This window comes from Faecalibacterium sp. i21-0019-B1 (assembly GCF_042852915.1).
Lineage (GTDB): Bacteria > Bacillota > Clostridia > Oscillospirales > Ruminococcaceae > Faecalibacterium > Faecalibacterium taiwanense.
In genome coordinates this window covers 773918-797608 of record NZ_AP031425.1, presented here as the reverse complement: position 1 = coordinate 797608, position 23691 = coordinate 773918, and the positions used below count along the sequence as shown (strand labels likewise).

The following is a 23691-nucleotide window of genomic DNA, read 5'->3' as shown; positions in this document are numbered from 1 at the left end:
CTGCCAGATTCAGCAGTAGTAGAGGAACGAACGCAGGCGGCTCCATGCAGTTTCATCCCAGTCATTATCAAGGGAAATCTGGAACAGCGGAGCCCGACAGGCATCGTGCAGGCCGCGCATATCCAGAATCATAGCGGTATTTTCATACCGGGGTGCAAGGGTCAGCACTGCATTGGTACGGCTAGAAAGCTCCACGGCCTTGGCGTACCGATATCGACCGTTCCCGCCTGAAAAATTCGGCAAGGCAGAGTCCGCAATGAGGAACAGTGTTTCAGCGTCTTCCGCAAAGGCACTGTGCGCTCCAAGTTCATTACCAAGGGTCTGCATCTGCCTCTGCATCTGGTCAAGCCAACCAGCCGATGGTTTGTTTTCATCCAAATTGTCTTTCCACAGAAACCAGAGTGCCTCGCTGAGTGGGGCGCGAAGCACCTGTTCGCCTTCGGCTTCCAGCGCGGCAAGTACGCCGCTGTCCAGTTCTGTCAGGCAGAGCGGCGTACCAACAGCGGCAATGCGGCGGCCTTTGGTGAGAAGTGCGCCGATCTCTCTCGCCGCTGTGTGCAGCTGCTCCCAGCCGGGCAGAGCATCCCACTGTGCCGAAATGTCTGCACGTTTATCTGCCGGAGCAGCATAGAGGATATCTCCCGCCAACAGTGCGCGGAAGAGTGCGTCACAGTTCTGCGCCATTTCGGGCAGTGTTTCCAGCATCGGGCTGACCAGTTGAGCATTCAGCTCTTTTCTGCGGTCCAACACAGCACGGATGACACGGGCGTACTGACCGTCTGCCTCCGCACCCTGCGTCTGCGGAATCAGGAACTGCGCATGTGCGTGGTCGTTTTTACGCTCAGCAAGGATACTGCCCAGCAGTGCCGGGAAAGGCAGGTATTCTTTTGCACTCGTCTCCGCTCGGCCAAGGCTCAGAATATCGTCCGTCAGGTGCGGCAGCTCGTAGGGGTCTGCCCCTTGCTGTTTGAAATATGCGGCCAGATAGGGCGTATAAGCCCCCATCGCCGGAAGATAGAGTGGCACATTGGGGGATGGTGTCTGTGCCAGACGACAGGGGTGAATATCGACCTGCTCGATGTTGAAATCTGTCGGCAGAGCCACCGCCGGGCGGTGTTGCAAGCTGTTCAGGAACGCTTCAATGCGAGTGATGACACCCACATTGGAAAAATGCTCATCCACTTCGATTTGCAGGTAGGGTTTATCGCCCATCTCCTGCTTGAACAGGTGTGAGAGCATGGTGTCCGGGCCGCAGCCGTGGTTCGTCAGGTAGACAGCGTAGAGGTTCGGGTGGTGAGCAATCAGCTTTGCTCCGGACAGGATATGCTGCCCGAACGGATAATAAAGATTATCGTATTCATCGGAGATGTCCAGCGCATGACCGGGCAGGTGGCTCAGCGTGATGACTTTATAGCCGCGTTCCAACAGCAGTTCCGGGATGCCCATGTTCAGGATGGGGTCGGAAACGCCGTAGTTGCGGGTGATGAGCACCAACACTTTATCGTCCGGTCTCAGGGTCGCCAGCAGAGCTTTGCCCTGTTTTTCCACGGCGGCGGTATGGCGGCGCACCGCCATGGCACCACTGAGCAGAGCTTTGGCACAAAACGGTTTCGGGATTCCTAAGATCTTGCTCAGTCCCAGCATTGCAGATGCCATAGCTTCCTGCCCAAAATCGAGATCGAATACCGGACTGAGCAGAGTGATGCCCTTGCTCTCAATGTCCAGAGCTTTGGCAATGGATGCGGCTGCCGTCTGCATATAGACGCAGCCGTAGTTGTGTTTCACACGGCTCTTTTCGTGCTTCATCGTGTGGATGGTGGGCAGGAAGATATAATCTACTTTTTGGTCGATGAGCTGCTGCATATGGCCGTAAATAAGTTTGACCGGGTAGCAGGTCTCCCCTTGTGCGGTCTGCTGAGCCAGCCGGATCGTTTCCTCACTGGTGGGGTCAGTCAGGACGACATTGAAGCCCAACGAGGTAAAGAAGGCATTCGCCATCGGGAAGAACTTGTGAATCATCAACGCAAAAGGCACACCTACGGTCTTTTTACGTGGGTCACGTTTGCCAGTGTAACCCTCCAAAAGCAGTTTGTCTGCCTGCTTGTAGAAGTCAATATTCTTCTGAATCTCCTCACTGCGGCTGTCCTCTGCGTCCTGTGCCGGGCTGTCAAATCCCACAAATCGGCTGGGTGCGTCGCCCACAGCTTCCTGTGCCAGCAAAGCCGCGCCATACGCACCACTGATGGAAAAGACCGGGCTGACCTGTACGCGGTCGCCGTATGCGGATTGGAATGCCGCCACAATGCCGGGGTTGTAATCGACACCGCCCTGCAAAACGATGTGCTGCCCCACAGGTTTAGAACCAACCACTTTATGCAGATAGTTCTGTACGATGGAGTGACAAAGGCCTGCGGCAATATCCGCCCGTGAAATACCTTCAGCGGAAGCGGACGCAATGGCCGTTTCGATAAACACCGTGCACCGTTCTCCCAAGGATGCCGGATGCTCAGAGGATAAGGCCAATGGGCCAAACTCCGCCAGTGGGATGCCCATACGGGCAGCTTGTTCTTCCACAAAAGAACCGGTACCGGCAGCGCAGATCTTGTTCATCTGAAAATCCACAACTTCACCGTTCTGGATGCTGATGTATTTGCTATCCTGTCCGCCGATCTCAAACACGGTATCGACTTCCGGCACCCAATGAGCAGCTCCCTTGGCTTGCGCAGTGATCTCATCCCGGACAGCATCTGCTCCGATACGTTTGCCGATGCGCTCTCGTCCTGAACCGGTCACACCGACTGCGGTGAACCGGATATCACCAAACCGCTGGCGAATACTTGCAAGGCCTTTGCGGACAGCTCCTTCCGGGTCACCTGCGGTGCGCAGATATTGAAAGTCTACCAGTTCGCCGTCAGCACCAACCAGAACGAGATCGGTACTGGTAGAACCGATGTCGATGCCCAATGCGCAGCCACTTTCTGGAATGATCTTGGTAGCGTTTGGCTCCGCAAGGCTCGTGCCGGGGCGGAGTTCCAGTTTGGGCAATGTTCCGACCATGTGGTGTGTTGTTAGTGTACGGTCCAGAGAATCATTCAGTTGACGTAACGTGAACGAGCCGGATGCTTTGAGTGCAGCACCAAGAGCCGCTTCATATCGGGCAAACTCCGGAACGATGAGTTCTTCCTCACTCAGGCCGAACACATCCCGGATGGCTCGAATCACGCCTGCATTGCAGGTAACACCACCGCAGAATACCACAGGTTTACAGATCGGCAGCCGCCGCACGATGGTCACCTTATAGTTCCGAATCATGGCATAACACAATCCTAGCAGGATATCCGGCGTGGAAACGCCTTCCTGCTGGCGGTGGATGATATCTGTTTTGGCAAAGACCGCACACCGACCGGAAAGGCGCGGAACACTCTGTGCCTGCTCTACCAGCGAAGAGTAATCCTCCAGCTTGCAGCCCACACGGGACATCTGGTCTTCAAAGAACGAACCTGTACCGCCCGCGCAGTGTTCGTTGACTGAAAACTGAAGTGCGCGGCTCTGCAAGTCCGTGATGAATCGCGCGCCCTGACTGCCAATTTCAATGACCGAACCCACCTGCGGAATGATCCAGCGCACACCTTCGACGATAGCTGGGATATCGCCTAAAGAGGGAATGGCTGAATCTTGCTCCAGCAGAGCCTCCGTGTTGCTTCCGGTCACACAGAGTGAAAACGGTGTGTCTGCATCCAGTTCCAATGCAGAAAGACCCTTTTTCAGGCAGACAAAAGGGGTGCCGTGATGCACCGCCATCCACTGCTTTTCAATTTCTTGATTTTTCAACAGCACCAACTTGACCGTTGATGTACCGATATCCATTCCCAACGAAAGCATTGTGTCACTCCTTCGATATCAACCCTGAACGTTATAGGGTTTGACATTTCAAACTTTATACCGTATAATAATGATGCCTTTTAATTAGACATCTCTAACCAAGAGTTTAACACAACTACCTCGGAGTGTCCGTTGTTATGGCAACGGCAAAGCAAATTTTAAGATGGAGCAATATTATTCAATTTTACAGCAATGCGGCATGTTCAACGGCATCCAGCCACGAAAATATAGGGAAGTCCTTAGTTGCTTGAATGCGACTGTCCGTGAATATCCTCGTGGTGCGCACATCGTCGAGCTGGGTGAGCAGAGCCACAATACGGGTGTTCTGCTGGATGGCACGATGGAAGAATTTTTTTATGATGAAAATGGCAATCAAATCAGCATCTGCCGTTTTTGTCCCGGAGAAGTATTTGGTGCAGAACTGGCCTGTACTGGCTGGACGGCAAGTCCGGTCTGTCTGCGTGCCAGTTCGGACTGTACCGTAATGCAGCTGGATTTCAGCGCATTGATGTCACAGAAGACGCTGACCTGTCCCTGCCGGATGCAAGTCACAGCAAATCTTATGCAGGATATGGCGCAGCAGCTTCTCTTTTTTAACACCAAAGTGCGTATTTTAGCACAAAAACGGCTTCGAGATCGTCTGAAGATTTATCTTCAAACCTTGACACCCGATGAAAAAGGCTGTTACAGTCTGCCCTACACCCGGACAGAACTGGCAGATTTCCTCTGTGTGGACCGCAGTGCTCTTTCCCGTGAGCTGTGCCGGATGCGCGATGAGAGGATTCTTGATTTTTCCGGTGCAAAGATTCACCTGTTGAACCCAACGTTTTTGTATGGTTGGAACTGACAGTACTTCTAAATCTATGAAAAAAATTGTCTGCCGAATATTTTTGTTCGACAGACAATTACTTTTTAATCTTTTAGTGTACGACTACCGGACACATTCTTCAAATATTCCTTCGGGTCGCCGTTCAGAATCAAATCCGCATAGTCCAGTGGGTCATTGTAGATAAGGTAGTCCAGTTCCGTCTGCTGCGCCATGGTCACATCCAGTGCATCCTCAACCCCGGTACAGTCAATGGAAATTTTTCTCCCATAGAATACAAAAAATCCGAACCCTTCTCCTATTGGAAAAAAGTTCGGATTTTGTTGTTGTGGTGCACCTCCAGGGACTCGAACCCTGGGCCCACTGATTAAGAGAAACCAACGTGCAACAATCGTCAATTTTCGGAATTGCGCAAATTCGTCGCTTTTATCGTTTCACCGTAAATTTGTGTTTTGCATCCTCTGCATTCTTTGCACCTGTCACCCCCTCTTGCATCCGTTATCCAGCCGTTCCGATGTGCAAAAAGTGTGCAAAAATGTGCAGAGCCAAAATCAGCCCCTTAAACAGGCATTGAGTTTTTATGCAAAGCCGGAAAAACGGCCGGGTTCAAGCCCAAAACGGCAGCTGCAATCTTGTCTGTTTAGACCAAGCATCAAATGTACATCAACAACTACGATTCATGGCAGGGATTTGGACAATCGAATAGACACCACCTTATATAGAAAGAGGTTTCCTTATGAACAAACTGCTTTCCTGCCGCTACAATATGGACACCAACCGGGTGGAAGCCCACTTTGCGGATGGCACTATCCTTGCTATCGACTGTGTTGCCATTGAGGACGAGTACGGCAATACCCCCGCACAACGGGCAGAACTGGACTGGCTGCTGTACAATAAGCCACTGGAGTATGCGCAGATGGTGCTGGGTGGGGAGATTGAGCACTACCTGTCACTTGGCTGTGACCATGGAAGAATGGAAGATTGATTGACAAGGTTACATAACAGTTAACACAGCTTGCATTTGCCCTGCAATTTTTCAGAATGGAACGCCCCAAGGGCATCCGGTCTATATCCGGCAGATTTTTCATAAAGAATCAGCCGGGTATTTTTGTTTGTCATAAAGGAAGTCTTGCTTTTTATTGTAAAATTGGATACAATATAAAAAAGACATTTGCACGGAGGACTCTATGGAATATATCGGCATCCAGAAGAAAAACGGCGGTGTGGTGGAAGCCCTGCAGCAGGCCATTTTATCTGGGCAGATCCCGGCGGGCACTGAAATGACCCAGAACGAACTGGCAGAGAGTCTCGGTGTCTCTCGGATGCCGGTGCGGGAGGCCTTGATGATTCTTGAATATCAGGGTCTTATCATCCGCCTGCCCAACAATCGGATAAAAGCGGCAGATTTGACCGAAGAGACACTGCGCCAAATTCTGGCATTGGGGGCTCAGTTGGAACGGCAGGCTATGCGTGCGCTGCCGCAGGATGCGATGTTGGCAGGCGGCGAGATGCTGCAGCACCGTACCCTGCGGACCGTCCTGCCATATCCGCTGCATCGCAAGCTGCTGGAGAGCATCCAGGAGACCTACATTGCCTTTGCCGTGAGCGCACGTCCTACGCCGGTGAACGACCGGCTTGCCCGCCTGCTGATGCTGGACCGTCAGGGCTCCCCTGATGTGCTGGAGGCATGGAACGCCTATGAAGAAGAACTGCTGCATCTGATTTTAACGATAAGGAGTCAATATGCTGGGACTGAAACCCATTAAGCTGCTGCCTGCCCGCGAGCGGGTAGCTTCCGCTTTGCGGAAAGCCATTATCTCAAAAAGCATCCCGGAGGGCGCAGAACTCACGCTGGAAAACACCGCACAGGAACTGGGCGTGTCGGTCACGCCGGTGCGGGAGGCCTTTCAGATCCTTGCCCGTGACGGTCTGCTGGAAGTCAAGCAAAACAAGTGCGCCATTGTGTTGGGCGTAACGGAAAAAACGATTCGGGAGCACTACCAGCTGCGCGCTGCCTTGGAAGGGACGGCGTGTATGCTCTGCTGCCAGAACAACGCTGACCTGTCCAAGATCAAAAACTGCGTGGATACTGCAGAGGAGGCTCTTTCTCATCAGCAGGCCGGAAATTATACTGACTACAACCAGTCCTTCCATTTTGAGATCTGGGAAGCTTCCGGCAATGAAAAAATGCGCAATCTTCTCTCGGAACTGTGGAACGGTCTGTCCATTGGCGTGGAGATGAGCGAGTTGGACTATGCCCTCAACTCCCAGAGCGAGCATAAAAAGATCTATGCAGCGCTGGAAGCACGGGATGCGATGGCCGCACGGGCTGAAATGGAAAAGCACATCCTGCGCAGCATGGACGATGCGCTGACCTATTATTTATAAGATTAAGGAGGACAAGACAGTGTATACCTGTGCGAACTGTACGGTTCTGGCCTGCGCCAACAACGAGCCGGAAAAGATGCCCAAAAACTGCCCTATGCGGAATGCTTCGGTGATGGAGGCCGCCCGCGCCGGCTACGATCTGCCCGAGAATCACGATTTCTACGTCAACTGTTCGGCCATTGAGGGGCTTGGCTACTGTCAATGGCCCCGCCTGAAGGAGACGGTGGAGTTCTGCAAGCGGATGGGCTACCACAAGCTGGGTCTTGCATTCTGCAAAGGTCTGCGGAAGGAAGCCCGTATCGTGGCCGACCTGCTCCGTGCGCAGGGGTTTGAGGTGGTGTCGGTCATCTGCAAGACCGGTGGCATCTCCAAAGAAGAAGTGGGCATCCCGGAAGAGGTCAAGATCCACCCCGGCGAATTTGAGGCCATGTGCAACCCCATCGCACAGGCAAAGCTTCTGAACGAACAGCACACCGAGTTCAACATTGAGATCGGACTTTGTGTGGGACACGACTCGATGTTTTATAAGTATTCAGATGCCATGGTCACAACGCTGGTGGCCAAGGATCGCGTTCTGGCGCATAATCCCTGTGGTGCCATTTACTGTGCCGAGGGGTATTTCAAAAAGCGGCTGGAATAAAAGAATGAAAAAACGTGCGATCTCCATCTGCTTTGGAGATCGCACGTTTTTTGCAGAAGGCGGCGGAGGGAGATTTTCTTGTATCCTACTGTTTGTCTGGCGTGCACAAAAATTGGTACATAATCCGTGCAATGCGACAAAACTCGAAAAAAGGGATTGACAAATCTCTGTTTCGGGTGTATTCTCGTGTCGTCAAGTGGATACATTATCACAGATTAAATATAAAAATTTAAAAAAGACGCTGCCGAGATTCCCGGAATTCTAAGGTTCCGGGCAGATTCTTCCAGAACGAAAAAGGGCTGTGAGGGCACAGCACGGCGGCAAAGACTCTGCACAACGAGGTGCAGCTGGGGCGTTCCGAAAGTCAGGGCTGTTTTGCTCTGATAAAATGGATACATTATATTTCATTAAAGGAGGATTCCCCGGTATGTCAGCAGCAACTATCACCCTACTCTTTCTTCTCTTCGCGGTCGTCATGTTCGTGTTTGAGAAGATCCCCCTCGGCGTAACGTCCATGATCGTCTGTATCGGTCTGGTCGTCACCGGCGTGCTGGACATCAAGACTGCTTTTGCAGGCTTCATCGACAGCAACGTCATCCTGTTCGTCGCCATGTTCATTGTCGGCGGTGCACTGTTTGAAACAGGCATGGCCAACAAGATCGGCGGCATTGTTACCCACTTTGCCAAATCCGAGCGCAGCCTCATCGTGGCCATCATGGTCATCGTTGGCCTGATGAGCGGCGTGCTCTCCAACACCGGCACCGCCGCCGTCCTGATCCCCGTGGTCATCGGCATTGCGGCAAAGTCCGGCTATGCCCGCTCCAAGCTGCTGATGCCGCTGGTGTTTGCAGCTGCCATGGGCGGCAACCTTTCCCTCATCGGCGCACCGGGCAACCTCATCGCCCAGAGCGCTCTGGGTGAGATTGGGATGTCCTTCGGCTTCTTCGAGTACGCCATTGTGGGCCTGCCCATCCTCGCCGCCGGCATCCTCTTCTATGCCACCCTTGGCATGAAGTTGCTGCCCAACCACCCCGTCTCCGATGATGACTCCTTCGGCGGCGAGCAGGACTTCAGCAATGTTCCCAAGTGGAAACAGGTGCTCTCCTTTGTCATCCTCGTGCTCACCCTGCTGGGCATGATCTTTGAAAAGCAGATCGGCATCAAGCTCAACATCACCGGCTGTATCGGTGCGCTGGCTCTGATCCTCACCGGTGTCATCTCCGAGAAAGACGCCCTGAAGTCCATCGACCTCAAGACCATCTTCCTCTTCGGTGGTACGCTGTCTCTGGCCTCTGCACTGGATAAGACCGGGGCAGGCGCAGAGGTTGCAAACATTGTCATTGGTGCTCTGGGCGAGAATCCCTCTCCCTACGTCCTGACTCTGGTGGTTTTCCTGCTCTGCTGCGTCATGACCAACTTCATGTCCAACACCGCAACCACCGCTCTGATGGTTCCCATCTGCCTGAGCATCGCACAGGGCATGGGTGCCGACCCCCGCGCCGTCCTGATGGCTTGTGTCATCGGCGGCTCCTGCGCTTACGCAACGCCCATCGGTATGCCCGCCAACACCATGGTGGTTTCCGCCGGCGGTTACACCTTCAAGGATTATGCCAAGGCTGGCCTGCCCCTCATCCTCATCGCAACGGTTGTCAGCATGGTGATCCTTCCCATCGCATTTCCGTTCTTCCCGCAGTAAAGCGGACAGGAACGTTGAATATGAGTGAACCAACGCGCAAAATGTACCAAAGCTAAGGAGGCATTGGAATGAACAAACAGGAACAGGTGCAGCAGATGACGACCTATATGGCCAACTTTGTGAGCCATATCGCCAAGGTGCTGCCGGACGACATCATCAAAAAGCTGGATGAGCTGGGCGCACAGGAGGATGCTCCTCTGTCCAAGGTCATCTACGAGACTATGAAGCGCAACCAGAAGCTGGCCAAGGAGCTGAACCGCCCCAGCTGCCAAGACACCGGTGTACTGCAGTTCTGGGTAAAGTGCGGCGTGGACTTCCCCCTCATCGGTGAGGTGGAGGGACTGCTGAAGGAGGCTGTGGTCAAGTCTACCTTTGAAGCACCTCTGCGCCACAACAGTGTTGAGACCTTCGATGAGTTCAACACCGGTTTGAACGTGGGCAAGGGCACTCCCACCGTGTGGTGGGATATCATCCCGAACAGCGACAAGTGTGAGATCTACGCTTATATGGCAGGCGGCGGCTGCACCCTGCCGGGCAAGGCCATGGTTCTGATGCCCGGTGCAGGTTACGAAGGTGTGACTAAGTTCGTCATGGATGTCATGACCAGCTACGGCATCAATGCCTGCCCTCCGCTGCTGGTGGGCGTGGGCGTTGCCACCTCTGTTGAGACTGCCGCTCTGCTGTCCAAGAAGGCTCTGATGCGTCCTCTGGGCAGCCACAACGAGAACGAGCGCGCAGCCTATATGGAGAAGCTGCTGGAGGACGGCATCAACTCCATCGGCCTTGGTCCTCAGGGCATGGGCGGCAAGTACTCCGTCATGGGCGTGCACATTGAGAACACTGCCCGCCATCCTTCTGCCATCGGCGTTGCCGTCAACGTGGGCTGCTGGAGCCATCGCCGCGGCCACATCATTTTTGATAAAGATCTGAACTACACCATTGATACTCATTCGGGGGTGACTTTGTAATGCTGACCATTAAAGACGGAAAGAAAATTCTCACGACTCCGGTCTCCGCAGAAGACCTGAAGGACATCCATATCGGTGATGTCGTTTACCTGAACGGCGACCTGACCACCTGCCGTGACGTGGCGCACCGCCGCCTCGTGGAAGAGGGCCGCCCGCTGCCTGTGGACGTCAAGGACGCTGCCATTTTCCACGCCGGCCCCATCATTCGCCCTCTGGAGGACGACAAGTTCGAGATGGTGTCTGTGGGCCCCACCACCTCCATGCGTATGGAGAAGTTCGAGTATGAGTTCGTGCAGAAGTCCGGTGTCCGCGTCATCGTGGGCAAGGGCGGCATGGGCCCCAACACCGAGCGCGCCTGCAAGGAGTTTGGTGCCATCCACTGTGTTTTCCCTGCCGGTAACGCCGTTGTGGCTGCCACCGAGGTGGAGGAGATCGACGAGGCCCAGTGGCGTGACCTCGGTATGCCGGAAACTCTGTGGCACTGCCATGTTAACGAGTTTGGCCCCCTGATCGTTTCCATCGACGCTGAGGGTCGCAACCTGTTCGAAGAGAACAAGGTCATCTTCAATCAGCGCAAGGATAAGGCCGTCGAGGAAATTTGCAAGCACGTTGGCTTCATCAAATAAGATCCAACTGCGAAGCCAGCGTTGCCTATACCCTGCGGAGAGCAACCATCCATCAAAAGCTTCTTCTCCTAAAATGAACTCACTATCACGTTAATTCTAACAACCATATTTGCTTTCACAGATCCAACAGACTTCTTATCATTTACTTCTATCTTCATTACCCTGTTTATCCTGCTTCTCCGCAAAACACCCCGGATGCTGTCTGCCATATCAGCATCCTGGGTGTTGCTATTTGCGGTCAAATATGTGCACGGAAAAAATGCAGACAAAGAAGATCTTGACCGTTCTTTTTGTTCTACACACCTTTGCCACTGCTTTGCATCTGCAAGGTGGAAGTAATCCACAGGAGGACAACCCAAATGAGCCCATTGGAAATCACCCTGGTCATCCTGCTTGTAACGATCATCGCCTTTGTATACGGTAAAGTCCCGTTTTCGGTCATTTCTACCGGCATCATTCTGGCGCTGATCCTCACCGGCATCAAGACCCCTGCCGAGGCCTTTGGCGGCTTCATCAACACGAACGTGGTCATGTTCGTAGCCATGTTCGTCATCGGTGCAGGGCTGACCAAAACGCCCCTGATTGACAAAGCCCAGAGTCTGGTCATCCGCTACAAGGACAATATGCGGATGCTGATTTTTCTTTCCTGCGTGGCAGGTGCGTTTCTGGGCGCCATCACCAGTGCCACCGCAACTGCCGCTATCATGATCCCCCTGCTGGTAGGCATTGCGAACGACATCGGCGTGAGCCGCAGCAAGCTGCTGTATCCTTCTATGGCCTGTGCCAACATTGCCACCCAGATGACCTTTCTCGGTCAGGGCGCTTCCAACATGGCATGGAACGATGTCATGATGCAGGCCGGCGCACCGACACCGCTGCACATCTGGGATTTCACCATTGCGCGCATCCCGATGCTGACCATTGCCATCCTGTACATGACCTTTGTCGGCTATAAGCTGATGCCGGATATTCCCAACGAGCAGTTTTCAGATGCAGCACATACGGCTTCTGAGAGCGAAAAACTCAGCCCCTTCAAGCGCAAACTGGCTGTCCTGATCGTTCTGGTCTCCATTGCAATGATGCTGCTGGAAAATGTCATTGGTGTCAAGATGTATCTCACTTCCTGCATCGGCGCTGCCGCTCTGGTGCTGACGGGTGTGCTGACCGAGAAGGAAGCCCTCAACTCCATCCACCAGCCGACCATTTTCCTGTTTGCCGGTGTGCTGGCTCTGTCGGACGCCATCCAGACCACCGGTGCGGGCGATGTGGTGGCAGACTGGATGATCCGCCTGCTGGGCGATACCACCAATCCGTACATCATTATGCTGGTGTTCTTCCTTGTTCCCTTCATTCTGACACAGGTCATGTCCAATCTGGCTACCCTGACCATCTTCATCCCACTGGTCACTTCCGCCTGTATCCGCATGGGCGTAGACCCCCGTGCTGCCGTGGTCGGCGTGATCACAGCCAGCTGTGTGTCCATCATGACCCCCATGGCAGCTCCCTGCCAGATCATGATCATCGAGCCGGGCGGATACACCTTGAAGGATTATCTCAAGTGTGGTACCCCGCTGGCGCTCATCCTCATTGTCGTGTCCGTATTTTTCCTGCCGACACTTTATCCTTTTGCCTGATTCTATTTTCCCACCGCAGTAGTATCAGCAAACTGCATATCATAAATATGCCGTTCTGTTCGGCGCTATTTTTGAAAACCGCAATAAAAGCAGCAGAAATTTTTGAGCATCTCATAATTCTGTCAAGAGGGCCGGCACCGTCCAGCCCTCTCTCTTTTTGCCAAAGTTTCCCTTGTGTTTTCTTGCAAGCTGCCGAAATCAGCGTGTTCTCAAAAGTTCGCGTTTGCGAAGCGTAGCGCAGCAATGAAAGCCCCAGTGGGGCTTTTAAGCAACAGAACGGTCTTGCGTAGCAAGATGGAGGGGCCTTGCCCCGACAAGTTCACGTTGACACAGCTCGATTTTTGTGGCAACCTATTCCAACAATTTAATATAACATATTTACTTAGAGTTCCAGCTCGGCTCCCGAAGGAGCCGGAGCAAGTTTTTAACTTTCTTATCGCTACATAGCAAACCCGAACTAAGGCCATCCCAGAAGGGATGGTCAGGTTCAGGTTGTTGTGTGGCGATTTTTTATTGCCAAATTCAGCACCGTACCTTGAAAATCGAAAGACCGTCTGCATGGGATACCCGGCGATGACCCCGCAAAGGAGAGCCGGAAAACGCCGCCGGAAGGGGGCAGGAAATCCATGCAGGGAGAACGGCGCACCCAATATCAACTGGTCAAAATGGCCAGTTGATGTGGTGAATGACACAAAGCGTCATTCACCAGAAAAACCTTATGCGTTACAGCTCACCTCATGTGGACAATTTGTCTACATGAGGTAAACTGTCGCAGCCTAATTCAATGTGTTCAAACTGAGCACATTGACTCTGTCCGTGTTACAGCTGATCTCGACTTGACATTTTGTCAAGCCACGGTGAAAAGTGGTGGGTTACGAAAACCGTAACTCACCACTTGGAAGTGGTATGCAGCCCACCGTTTGGACACCGTGCTAGACAAGTTCCTCAAGACCATGCAGACCACCGCTGCCCGCTTGCAGGAAAAGCTCCTGAGACCGGATGTTCGGCAGAAAGGCAAGGAACAGGTCAAGGAGAAAGCACGGGATTCTGTTCTGCAACTGCTAAGCCGATTGCAGGCAGAGCAGACACAGCGGAAGCCATCTGCGCCGCCTACCGCCGAAAAGTCAGAAAAATGTTTTCAATAATAGTATGAGGTGATGTTTATTGAGTAAAGAAGTCAATGAAGAAGACCGCCCTCCTCGAACCGTTGAGGATGTGAAGGAGATGCTGACCAAGCACTCCAACGGCGAGATCCAACGGACGATTCAAAACTGCATCACGATTTTGCAGAACGACCATGTGCTTGCCGATGCCATCCGGCTAAACCTGTTGAGCGAGCGCATCGACATTGTGAAGCCCGTGGGCTGGCCCCGCTCCGGCAAGACCCTGAACGACACTGACATGAAGTATATCCTGCGCCGGATGGAGAAATACGGCATTTCCAGCGAGAAGAAAATTGAATCCGCTATCCGCATCGTTGCCAACGAGAACCGTTACCACCCCATCCGGGACTACCTGAACGGCCTGAAATGGGATGGAACAGAGCGGATAGCTCACGTCCTGCACCACTTTCTCGGTGCTGCAGAGGACGAATACACTTGCGAAGCCATAAAGATCTTCCTGCTGGGAGCCATCAAGCGGGTGTTCCAGCCGGGATGTAAATTTGAAACCATGCTCTGTCTGGTGGGCGGGCAAGGGTGCGGGTCGCCAGTGGCGACCTCAAAATGCTGCAGGCATTTTGAAGCACCGACCGAGCCGACAGGCGAGACCCGGGGAAGTCCACCTTTTTTCGACTGCTGGCGGTCAAGGATGAGTGGTTCTCGGATGACCTGCGGCGGCTGGACGATGACAACGTGTACCGCAAACTGCAAGGTCACTGGATCATCGAAATGTCGGAGATGATCGCCACCGCCAATGCCAAAAGCATCGAGGAAATCAAGAGTTTTCTCAGTAAGCAGAAGGAAACCTATAAAGTTCCCTACGAGACCCATCCTGCCGACCGTCTGCGCCAGTGCGTCTTTGCTGGCACGACCAACCGGCAGGATTTTTTGCCCCGTGACCGCACAGGCAACCGCCGCTTTATTCCCATCCCGGTGGATGCGGAACTGGCTGAAGTTCACATTTTGGACAACGAAGTCGAATCCCGCACCTATATCGACCAGCTTTGGGCGGAAGCCATGACCATCTACAACAGCGGCAACTACAAGTTGGCATTCAGCCCTGCCATGCAGGAAACGCTGCAAGCTCACCAGCAGGACTTTATGCAGGAGGATGCACAGGCTGGCATGATCTACGCCTTTCTGGAGGACTACGCAGGTGACCGGGTGTGTTCCAAGCAGCTCTATGCGGAAGCACTGGGCAACAACAATATCCCGGCAGAGTGGGAGACCCGTGCTATCTGCGAGATCATGAACACGGGAATTTCGCGCGGCGATATTCAAGGCTGGCAGGCGCACAAGACTGCCAAGCGTTACCCGAAGTACGGCGTTCAGAAAGGCTGGGAGCGCGTAACCAGCCCCGAAACCGGGGCTGAAAATTTCTCCGAGATAACGGATGCGGAAGCCCAGCAGCTGGGCTTTCCCTTCTGATGAACAGCGGTTACACGTCTGGTTACAGATTCGGTTACGCCCCAGTTACAGTCCAAAAGCCGCATGACTGCTGCGTTTTTCTCTTTCTGTAACCATGTAACCTTAAAAAGAGAAGAAAAAGTATAAAGCCCACCGGATGCCCTGTGTGCAGAAAAAGAGAGTTTTCCTGCCCGGTTACAGGCGTTCGGTTACAAGGAATTGGAGGTCTGCCTATGAATATGAATCGGCCTGACATGACCGAAACTGCGAAATCTGAAAATTATACGAATAAGTTCTTGCAAAAGGACACGAATCCCACTACAATGGAAGTGGTCACTCAAACCAATGCCGTCAAGTCTCCAACTGACAGCCCGGCAACCACGAAACTGGTGTACACGGTGGAAGAGATCGCGCGAATGCTGGCCATCAGCCTGCGCTCTGCTTACAACCTGTGCAACAGCACCACCGAATTTCGTGTTCTGCGGGTAGGCGGAAGCATCCGTGTACCGAAGGACAGCTTCGATGCGTGGCTCAACCGGGCAGCTTGATAAGGAGGCAACAGTATGGCATATATTACAAAACGCGGCAACTCTTACAGCGTCCGCTACACCTACGAAGATGAGCACGGCAAGAGCTACGACAAATGGGAGAGTTTTCCCACAAAAGAGGAGGCAACAAGCCGAAAGAAACAGATCGAGCACGAACTGGCGGCTGGCACTTTTCTGATTCCGTCCTCGGTGACGGTGGCAGAGTTCCTCATGGATTGGCTGCCCAAGCAGTGCAGCAAGCACAAGTGGGCACCCAAAACCTACGAATCCAACCTTTCCACCATCCAGAACCTTATTATCCCCTATATCGGCAGCATGGAGATGCAAAAACTCAAGCCCTACCACATGGAAAGCCTCTACACGACCCTGAGCAAAACACCCTGCGGTTCGTATATTGAGGGCAAGAAGCAGGAACTGACCGAAAAGCAGAAGCAGCGGTTTCTATCCGGCACCACCATCCACGAGGTTCATCGGCTGCTGGGTACAGCCTTCCAGTATGCCGTAGAGTGGGGCATCCTTGTCAAAAGCCCGGTTCCCGTGGACAGCCCCAAGAAGTCCACGCAGGAGCGTACCATCTGGACGATAGAGGAGATGCGGGCGGCTCTGGACAGCATGGAGGACCCCATCCTGCATCTGGCAGTCCACCTCATACTGGTGGGCGCACTGCGAGAGGGCGAGATCGTAGGTCTGACCCCGGAAGATCTCGATTTTGATGCCGCAGATGGCATCAGAACGTTTCGCATCAACAAGTCCATGCAGCGGGTGCGAAAAGAAGCCTTGAATCAGGTGGACGATGGTTGCATCATCACGGTATTCCCGGACAAGCTGGAACGCAGTACCACTTCCCTTATCCTGAAAAGCACCAAAACGGCATCCTCCTGCCGCACCATCTTCATGACCTCCGCACTGAAAGAGGAATTGAAGAAGTGGCTAAGTCAGCTGGCATCAGACGAGATGAAAGATCCGACACGCTACCACGACAGCGGAATGCTGTTCCGTCTGCCCAACGGTCTGGCGGTGGAGCCGGTACTCATCCGCAAAAAGTTCCTGAAATGGCAGGATGCACACCCGGAGTTCCCGCGTATCGTGTTCCACGGTCTGCGGCACTCTAGTGCAACCTATCAGCTGATGATCTCCGGCGGCGATGTGAAAGCCGTTCAGGGCACCACAGGACACGCCACGGCAGATATGCTGGTGAACACCTACGCCCATATCCAGCAGTCCTCCCGTGTAGAGCTGGGCAGGAAATTTGAGGAAGGGTTCTATGCTAAACAGGAAAGCCCCAGCCCGCAGGCTGTACCCGCCGCAGTCGAACCGACTATCTCCATGACTGCTCTGCTGGAACTTTTGAAGAACGCAGACCCCGAAGTAAAGGCGCAGCTCCGTCTGGCTCTGCTGACCTGATGCAAAATTTACCACGCATTTCAAAGCAATTCCAGCCCATGCAGAGGATTCCCACGAAAACACCAACCGTGCAGAAACCGTGCATTGACCGTGCAAGCCCCGATTTTTCGGGGTTACATAACAAAAAAGAACGTCAAATCTTACGATTTGACGTTCAATATCTGGTGCACCTCCAGGGACTCGAACCCTGGGCCCACTGATTAAGAGTCAGTTGCTCTACCAACTGAGCTAGAGGTGCAAATATGACCCGTACCGGAATCGAACCGATGTTAAAGGCGTGAGAGGCCTCTGTCTTAACCGCTTGACCAACGGGCCATATAAAAGTCGGCGACTACCTATTTTCACGCGCCGTTTCCAGCGAACTATCTTCGGCACAAGTGAGCTTAACTTCTGTGTTCGGAATGGGAACAGGTGGAACCTCACTGTCATCGACACCGACCGATCTGACTGAACCAGTATAACATGTTTGTCGTACTTTGTCCAGTGTTTCTTAGAAGGACGTGCCTTCAAAACTGAATAATCACTGCTTACATTTTTTCGTTGACTCTCAGAGTCTCAAGCGAATTGTGGTCAAGCCCTCGACCTATTAGTACACGCTTGCTGAATGAATCACTCCACTTACACATCGTGCCTATCAACCTTGTAGTCTTCAAGGGGTCTTACTTGTTTGAAACAATGGGATATCTTATCTTTGGGTCGGCTTCACGCTTAGATGCTTTCAGCGTTTATCCGATCCGTACATAGTTGCCCAGCTATGCTCTTGGCAGAACAACTGGTGCGCCAGAGGTACGTCCGCTCCGGTCCTCTCGTACTAGGAACAGCTCCCATCAAATATCCTGCGCCCACGACAGATAGGGACCGAACTGTCTCACGACGTTCTGAACCCAGCTCGCGTACCGCTTTAATTGGCGAACAGCCAAACCCTTGGGACCGAATACAGCCCCAGGATGCGATGAGCCGACATCGAGGTGCCAAACCTCCCCGTCGATGTGGACTCTTGGGGGAGATCAGCCTGTTATCCCCAGGGTAACTTTTATCCGTTGAGCGATGGCATTTCCACTCACATACCACCGGATCACTAACTCCAACTTTCGTTACTGCTCGACCCGTCAGTCTCGCAGTTAGGCTCGCTTCTGCGTTTGCACTCTTTTGCTTGATTTCCGTTCAAGCTGAGCGAACCTTTGAACGCCTCCGTTACTCTTTAGGAGGCGACCGCCCCAGTCAAACTGCCCACCTAACAATGTCCCCCGCCTTGATTCAAAGGCGCAGGTTAGAATTCCAATATCGCAAGGATGGTATCCCAACGGCCACTCCACAAGCGCCAAAGCACCTGCTTCCCAGTGTCCCATCTATCCTGTGCATGCAACATCGAAACCCAATATTAGGCTACAGTAAAGCTCCATGGGGTCTTTCCGTCTTGTCGCGGGTAACCGGCATCTTCACCGGTACTACAATTTCGCCGGGCGGGCTGTTGAGACAGTGCCCAAATCATTACGCCTTTCATGCGGGTCAGAACTTACCTGACAAGGAATTTCGCTACCTTAGGACCGTTATAGTTACGGCCGCCGTTCACTGGGGCTTCGATTCAATGCTTGCACATCTCCTCTTAACCTTCCAGCACCGGGCAGGCGTCAGCTCGTATACGTCATCTTTCGATTTAGCACAAACCTGTGTTTTTGGTAAACAGTTGCTTGGGCCGATTCTCTGCGGCTGCATTGCTGCAGCACCCCTTCTCCCGAAGTTACGGGGTCAATTTGCCGAGTTCCTTAACAACCCTTCTCCCGTTGGCCTTAGAATCTTCTTCCTACCTACCTGTGTCGGTTTGCGGTACGGGCACCGCAGAAATTCACACAGCTTTTCTCGCCATCTTCCATCCCGGACTTCGGTACTAACTTCCCTCGATCGCTACCGGAACCAACACCCGGCTCCGAGACTTCATATGTGTCCCTGTGCTTAACTCTTTTGGTGGTGACGGAATCTCTACCGTCTGTGCATCGGCTACGCCGTTAGGCCTCACCTTAGCTCCCGACTAACCTGGAGCGGACGAACCTTCCTCCAGAAACCTGAGGCTTTCGGCCATGCAGATTCTCACTGCATTCGCGCTACTCATTCCGGCATTCTCACTTCTATACACTCCACAGCCGCTTGCGCTACTGTTTCACCGCGTATACAACGCTCCCCTACCCAATACATTGCTGTATTGCCTAAGCTTCGGTGTCAGGTTTAGCCCCGTTAAATTCTCCGCGCAAAGACGCTCGACCAGTGAGCTATTACGCACTCTTTGAATGAGTGGCTGCTTCTGAGCCAACATCCTGGTTGTCTACGTATCTTCACATCGTTTTCCACTTAACCTGACTTTGGGACCTTAGCTGTAGATCTGGGCTGTTTCCCTTTTGACAATGACATTTATCTGACACTGTCTGACTCCCAAGCATCAATACTCTGGCATTCTGAGTTTGATAAGCTTCGCTAACCTCTCGGCCGCTAGGCTATTCAGTGCTTTACCTCCAGGTATCTAACTTGAGGCTAGTCCTAAAACTATTTCGGGGAGAACCAGCTATCTCCGGGTTCGATTGGAATTTCTCCGCTACCCACAGTTCATCCGCCGCCTTTTCAACGGAGGTCGGTTCGGTCCTCCATGGAATTTTACTTCCACTTCAACCTGACCATGGGTAGGTCACCCGGTTTCGGGCCCATTATATGCAACTTAACGCCCTTTTCAAACTCGCTTTCGCTTCGGCTCCAGACCTTAAGTCCTTAACCTTGCTGCATACAATCGCTCGCCGGACCGTTCTACAAAAAGTACCCTATCACGCTTTGACGCGCTCTAGGTGCTTGTAGGCACAGGGTTTCAGGTTCTTTTTCACTCCCCTCCCGGGGTGCTTTTCACCTTTCCTTCACAGTACTATACGCTATCGGTCACTGGGTAGTATTTAGGGTTGGAGGGTGGTCCCCCCGTATTCCGACCAGGTTTCACGTGTCTGGCCGTACTCTGGAATTCGCTCGGCTCTTGTCGTTTTCACCTACGTGGTTCTCACACTCTCTGACCGGCCTTCCCATGCCGTTCGGTTAACAACTTAAGTCCTAAATGCGCTCCGTACCCCGAAAGTATTTCTACTCTCGGTTTGCCCTCTTCCGCGTTCGCTCGCCACTACTTACGGAATCTCGTTTGATGTCTCTTCCTCGCCCTACTTAGATGTTTCAGTTCAGGCGGTTCCCTCGATATACCTATTTTGAAGTTCAGTATAACGTACCTGAGTATGAACCCAGGTGAGTTTCCTCATTCAGAGATCTCCGGATCAATGCTTATTTGCAGCTCCCCGAAGCTTATCGCAGCTTATCACGTCTTTCATCGGCTCCCAGTGCCAAGGCATTCGCCCTGCGCCCTTGTTCGCTTGACCTTTCAAACGTTCTCTTGGAACATTTGGTATCCTCTTGATTCTCTCTTGCCAACGAAGATTATTGTTACCCTTCCTTTTGAAATTGCAATATTTCTTAAAAAGAACTTACTATAATCTTTGTTTCGCAGTTATTATTCAGTTTTCAAGGTACGTCTTGGTGATGTTCTTCAAAGCCCGGTCTCCCGGAACTTTGAGAAACATCACATGGTGGGCCAAAATGGACTCGAACCATCGACCTCACGATTATCAGTCGTGTGCTCTAGCCAGCTGAGCTATTGGCCCATGTGGTGGAGATTAAGGGAATCGAACCCTTGACCCCCTGCTTGCAAAGCAGGTGCTCTCCCAGCTGAGCTAAACCCCCACATTAGGAATTGAGTTCCCTTTTCAGGGCCCTCAAAATCGAACAATATCTACTCTTCTCGTTTGTTACCTGTCCAAGGACTGTCCATCTTTTGATGTCCTGTCCTTGCCTGACTCCTTAGAAAGGAGGTGATCCAGCCGCAGGTTCTCCTACGGCTACCTTGTTACGACTTCACCCCAATCACCAGTTTTACCTTCGGCGGCGTCCTCCTTGCGGTTAGACTACCGACTTCGGGTCCCCCCGGCTCTCATGGTGTGACGGGCGGTGTGTACAAGGCCCGGGAACGTATTCACCGTGGCATGCTGATCCACGATTACTAGCAATTCCGACTTCGTGCAGGCGAGTTGCAGCCTGCAGTCCGAACTGGGACGTTGTTTCTGAGTTTTGCTCCACCTCGCGGTCTTGCTTCTCTTTGTTTAACGCCATTGTAGTACGTGTGTAGCCCAAGTCATAAAGGGCATGATGATTTGACGTCATCCCCACCTTCCTCCGTTTTGTCAACGGCAGTCTGGCCAGAGTCCTCTTGCGTAGTAACTGACCATAAGGGTTGCGCTCGTTGCGGGACTTAACCCAACATCTCACGACACGAGCTGACGACAACCATGCACCACCTGTCTCCTTGCTCCGAAGAGATTACATATTTCTATGTCTGTCAAGGGATGTCAAGACTTGGTAAGGTTCTTCGCGTTGCGTCGAATTAAACCACATACTCCACTGCTTGTGCGGGCCCCCGTCAATTCCTTTGAGTTTCAACCTTGCGGTCGTACTCCCCAGGTGGATTACTTATTGTGTTAACTGCGGCACTGAAGGGGTCAATCCTCCAACACCTAGTAATCATCGTTTACGGTGTGGACTACCAGGGTATCTAATCCTGTTTGCTACCCACACTTTCGAGCCTCAGCGTCAGTTGGTGCCCAGTAGGCCGCCTTCGCCACTGGTGTTCCTCCCGATATCTACGCATTCCACCGCTACACCGGGAATTCCGCCTACCTCTGCACTACTCAAGAAAAACAGTTTTGAAAGCAGTTTATGGGTTGAGCCCATAGATTTCACTTCCAACTTGTCTTCCCGCCTGCGCTCCCTTTACACCCAGTAATTCCGGACAACGCTTGTGACCTACGTTTTACCGCGGCTGCTGGCACGTAGTTAGCCGTCACTTCCTTGTTGGGTACCGTCATTATCTTCCCCAACAACAGGAGTTTACAATCCGAAGACCTTCTTCCTCCACGCGGCGTCGCTGCATCAGGGTTTCCCCCATTGTGCAATATTCCCCACTGCTGCCTCCCGTAGGAGTCTGGGCCGTGTCTCAGTCCCAATGTGGCCGTTCAACCTCTCAGTCCGGCTACCGATCGTTGCCTTGGTGGGCCATTACCTCACCAACTAGCTAATCGGACGCGAGGCCATCTCAAAGCGGATTGCTCCTTTTCCCTCTGGTCGATGCCGACCCGTGGGCTTATGCGGTATTAGCAGTCGTTTCCAACTGTTGTCCCCCTCTTTGAGGCAGGTTCCTCACGCGTTACTCACCCGTTCGCCACTCGCTCGAGAAAGCAAGCTCTCTCTCGCTCGTTCGACTTGCATGTGTTAGGCGCGCCGCCAGCGTTCGTCCTGAGCCAGGATCAAACTCTTTATAAATGATATTTATCACTTTTAAAGTGTTAAATCTTGTTCGCTCAGCACGCAATCGCTTGCGTCCTGTGTGAATTACTTTTGGAATTGTTTTTAGTGTTTTTCCAAACACTTAAAAGGTTCCTTACAAGTTTTTCGATATTGTTCAATTTTCAAGGTCCTGTAGCGCCTCAGCCTTGCGGCTGAAAGCTTACTTATTTTATCACTTTCGTGATAAGCTGTCAAGCACTTTTTTGAATTATTTTTGAGCTTCTTGTCGAAGCTCATCGATTCTTCACGTTAGGACGTTCCTTCTGAAGTGTTTCATTCTGTCGGATGTCCGCCTGACAGTAATGTATTTTAGCACAGCCTTTTGCAAAAAGCAAGCATTTTCTTCATATTTTTCGCAAAAATCCGGCTTTTGGCTTTTTGCCCAGTTTTTTCCTTTTAATCTGGAAAGTATGACATCTAATCTTCTAAAAGTCGGCGGCGCAGCTGCACCAGTATCTTGCGTTCCCGCCGGGAGATCTGCACCTGTGTGGTATGCAGTACCTTTGCAGTTTCACTCTGGGTCTTGTTGCCATAAAACCGCAGGCGGATCAATTGCCTGTCCTGTTCCGGCAAAGCGTGAAGCACCTCTTCTAGACTGATACGTTCTGCCAATGCTTCTTCCGGGGATTCTACTGGAATATCCATCTGCCGGTCCTCTTCTTCATTTTCCGGGGTCAGGCTCATGGCAGGCTGTGCCGCCTGAATGGCAAGTGTGATGTTCTCTGCAGGTTCATTCAATTCTTCCGCCAGCTGAGAAAGGGTCGGCTCCGTACCGCACACTTTTATGTGATGCTCCCGTGCCGCCTGTACGCGCATCCCCAATTCTTTTAAGGAGCGGCTCACCTTGACTGTGCCGCTGTCCCGGAACAGCTTTTTGATCTCGCCTAAAATTACCGGCACTGCATAGGTAGAAAAGCATACGCCGCGGCTCTCATCAAAATTATCGCAGGCTTTTACAAGTCCCATGCATCCGGCACTGTACAGGTCATCGTACTCTATGCCCCGCCCGCGGAAGCGCCCGGCGCAGGCGTGCACCAGCCCCAGATTCTGCTCAATGAATGCGTCCCGCCGGGTCTTATCCGATACCATGCTCC

General features: G+C 52.6%; 13 protein-coding genes, 4 tRNA genes, 3 rRNA genes and 2 pseudogenes. 12 read left to right on the top strand and 10 right to left on the bottom strand.

Going from position 1 to position 23691, the window contains the following annotated elements; translation table 11 throughout:
* Positions 1 to 9 precede the first annotated feature (9 nt).
* Positions 10 to 3882, bottom strand: coding sequence for an acyl-CoA dehydratase activase (locus tag ACGHP1_RS03710; RefSeq protein WP_390507788.1), 3873 nt, complete (start codon positions 3880 to 3882; stop codon positions 10 to 12).
* Between the two features lie 163 nt (positions 3883 to 4045).
* Between ACGHP1_RS03710 and ACGHP1_RS03705 the strand changes: the two genes are divergently transcribed.
* A complete protein-coding gene (locus ACGHP1_RS03705; RefSeq protein ID WP_179860469.1) occupies positions 4046 to 4729 on the top strand; it encodes a Crp/Fnr family transcriptional regulator in 684 nt (227 codons plus the stop codon).
* A gap of 65 nt (positions 4730 to 4794) precedes the next feature.
* On the opposite strand, the pseudogene ACGHP1_RS03700 reads toward ACGHP1_RS03705, so the two are convergent.
* A pseudogene (locus ACGHP1_RS03700) lies at positions 4795 to 4977 on the bottom strand (DUF6061 family protein); the annotation flags it as partial.
* A gap of 467 nt (positions 4978 to 5444) precedes the next feature.
* On the opposite strand from ACGHP1_RS03700, the gene ACGHP1_RS03695 reads away from it, so the two are divergent.
* The 11 genes and pseudogenes from ACGHP1_RS03695 (at position 5445) to xerC (ending at position 17179) form a co-directional block, all read left to right on the top strand.
* Positions 5445 to 5693 carry a DUF6061 family protein gene (locus ACGHP1_RS03695; protein WP_390507786.1) on the top strand — a complete coding sequence of 83 codons (249 nt, stop codon included), beginning with the start codon at positions 5445 to 5447 and terminating at the stop codon, positions 5691 to 5693.
* A 202-nt stretch (positions 5694 to 5895) separates the two neighbouring features.
* Entirely contained in the window at positions 5896 to 6474 is a 579-nt protein-coding gene (locus ACGHP1_RS03690) for a GntR family transcriptional regulator (protein WP_390507784.1), read from the top strand.
* On the top strand, positions 6452 to 7096 hold the full coding sequence (locus ACGHP1_RS03685; protein WP_177801593.1) for a GntR family transcriptional regulator: 645 nt from the start codon (positions 6452 to 6454) through the stop codon (positions 7094 to 7096). Before ACGHP1_RS03690 ends, ACGHP1_RS03685 begins: the two co-directional genes overlap by 23 nt.
* A 19-nt stretch (positions 7097 to 7115) precedes the next feature.
* Complete coding sequence (locus ACGHP1_RS03680) at positions 7116 to 7736, top strand: DUF1847 domain-containing protein (protein ID WP_390507781.1); 621 nt, start codon at positions 7116 to 7118, stop codon at positions 7734 to 7736.
* Positions 7737 to 8163: 427 nt separating this feature from the next.
* The gene (locus ACGHP1_RS03675; protein WP_390507778.1) at positions 8164 to 9432 is read left to right on the top strand and encodes an SLC13 family permease; all 1269 of its coding nucleotides are present in this window, start codon (positions 8164 to 8166) and stop codon (positions 9430 to 9432) included.
* A 68-nt stretch (positions 9433 to 9500) separates the two neighbouring features.
* Complete coding sequence (gene ttdA / locus ACGHP1_RS03670) at positions 9501 to 10400, top strand: L(+)-tartrate dehydratase subunit alpha (RefSeq protein WP_044953528.1); 900 nt, start codon at positions 9501 to 9503, stop codon at positions 10398 to 10400.
* Positions 10400 to 11026, top strand: coding sequence for a L(+)-tartrate dehydratase subunit beta (gene ttdB / locus ACGHP1_RS03665; RefSeq protein ID WP_390507776.1), 627 nt, complete (start codon positions 10400 to 10402; stop codon positions 11024 to 11026). Before ttdA ends, ttdB begins: the two co-directional genes overlap by 1 nt.
* A gap of 359 nt (positions 11027 to 11385) precedes the next feature.
* Entirely contained in the window at positions 11386 to 12660 is a 1275-nt protein-coding gene (locus ACGHP1_RS03660) for an SLC13 family permease (protein ID WP_390507774.1), read from the top strand.
* A 1224-nt stretch (positions 12661 to 13884) separates the two neighbouring features.
* A pseudogene (locus ACGHP1_RS03655) lies at positions 13885 to 15248 on the top strand (VapE domain-containing protein).
* A 212-nt stretch (positions 15249 to 15460) separates the two neighbouring features.
* Positions 15461 to 15775: a helix-turn-helix domain-containing protein gene (locus tag ACGHP1_RS03650; RefSeq protein WP_390507772.1), complete on the top strand. Its 315-nt coding sequence runs from the start codon at positions 15461 to 15463 to the stop codon at positions 15773 to 15775.
* 15 nt (positions 15776 to 15790) lie between these two features.
* Positions 15791 to 17179, top strand: coding sequence for a tyrosine recombinase XerC (xerC, locus tag ACGHP1_RS03645; RefSeq protein ID WP_390507769.1), 1389 nt, complete (start codon positions 15791 to 15793; stop codon positions 17177 to 17179).
* 162 nt (positions 17180 to 17341) lie between these two features.
* Here the strand turns inward: xerC and ACGHP1_RS03640 are convergent.
* The 8 genes from ACGHP1_RS03640 to ACGHP1_RS03605 all read right to left on the bottom strand — a co-directional run bounded on the left by ACGHP1_RS03640 (position 17342) and on the right by ACGHP1_RS03605 (position 23686).
* Positions 17342 to 17417: transfer RNA gene (locus ACGHP1_RS03640), tRNA-Lys, on the bottom strand.
* Positions 17418 to 17422: 5 nt separating this feature from the next.
* A tRNA-Glu gene (locus ACGHP1_RS03635) sits at positions 17423 to 17494 on the bottom strand.
* A 7-nt stretch (positions 17495 to 17501) separates the two neighbouring features.
* Positions 17502 to 17618, bottom strand: a 5S ribosomal RNA gene (rrf, locus tag ACGHP1_RS03630).
* A 127-nt stretch (positions 17619 to 17745) separates the two neighbouring features.
* Positions 17746 to 20580: ribosomal RNA gene (locus ACGHP1_RS03625) — 23S ribosomal RNA — on the bottom strand.
* 205 nt (positions 20581 to 20785) lie between these two features.
* A tRNA-Ile gene (locus tag ACGHP1_RS03620) sits at positions 20786 to 20862 on the bottom strand.
* 3 nt (positions 20863 to 20865) lie between these two features.
* Positions 20866 to 20941: transfer RNA gene (locus tag ACGHP1_RS03615), tRNA-Ala, on the bottom strand.
* A 121-nt stretch (positions 20942 to 21062) separates the two neighbouring features.
* Positions 21063 to 22573, bottom strand: a 16S ribosomal RNA gene (locus ACGHP1_RS03610).
* The 16S, 23S and 5S rRNA genes sit together here with 4 tRNA genes alongside, the layout of an rRNA operon.
* A gap of 441 nt (positions 22574 to 23014) precedes the next feature.
* On the bottom strand, positions 23015 to 23686 hold the full coding sequence (locus ACGHP1_RS03605) for a sigma-70 family RNA polymerase sigma factor (RefSeq protein ID WP_349138183.1): 672 nt from the start codon (positions 23684 to 23686) through the stop codon (positions 23015 to 23017).
* Positions 23687 to 23691: the final 5 nt, after the last annotated feature.

What these genes read in the sequence shown, in the direction of transcription:
- ACGHP1_RS03675 (WP_390507778.1), top strand. Translation starts at nt 8,164, where the DNA reads ATGTCAGCAGCAACTATCACCCTACTCTTTCTTCTCTTCGCGGTCGTC.
- ACGHP1_RS03660 (WP_390507774.1), top strand. Translation starts at nt 11,386, where the DNA reads ATGAGCCCATTGGAAATCACCCTGGTCATCCTGCTTGTAACGATCATC.
- ACGHP1_RS03695 (WP_390507786.1), top strand. Translation starts at nt 5,445, where the DNA reads ATGAACAAACTGCTTTCCTGCCGCTACAATATGGACACCAACCGGGTG.
- ACGHP1_RS03605 (WP_349138183.1), bottom strand. Translation starts at nt 23,686, where the DNA reads ATGGTATCGGATAAGACCCGGCGGGACGCATTCATTGAGCAGAATCTG.
- ACGHP1_RS03705 (WP_179860469.1), top strand. Translation starts at nt 4,046, where the DNA reads ATGGAGCAATATTATTCAATTTTACAGCAATGCGGCATGTTCAACGGC.
- xerC (WP_390507769.1), top strand. Translation starts at nt 15,791, where the DNA reads ATGGCATATATTACAAAACGCGGCAACTCTTACAGCGTCCGCTACACC.
- ttdB (WP_390507776.1), top strand. Translation starts at nt 10,400, where the DNA reads ATGCTGACCATTAAAGACGGAAAGAAAATTCTCACGACTCCGGTCTCC.
- ttdA (WP_044953528.1), top strand. Translation starts at nt 9,501, where the DNA reads ATGAACAAACAGGAACAGGTGCAGCAGATGACGACCTATATGGCCAAC.
- ACGHP1_RS03685 (WP_177801593.1), top strand. Translation starts at nt 6,452, where the DNA reads ATGCTGGGACTGAAACCCATTAAGCTGCTGCCTGCCCGCGAGCGGGTA.
- ACGHP1_RS03650 (WP_390507772.1), top strand. Translation starts at nt 15,461, where the DNA reads ATGAATATGAATCGGCCTGACATGACCGAAACTGCGAAATCTGAAAAT.
- ACGHP1_RS03710 (WP_390507788.1), bottom strand. Translation starts at nt 3,882, where the DNA reads ATGCTTTCGTTGGGAATGGATATCGGTACATCAACGGTCAAGTTGGTG.
- ACGHP1_RS03690 (WP_390507784.1), top strand. Translation starts at nt 5,896, where the DNA reads ATGGAATATATCGGCATCCAGAAGAAAAACGGCGGTGTGGTGGAAGCC.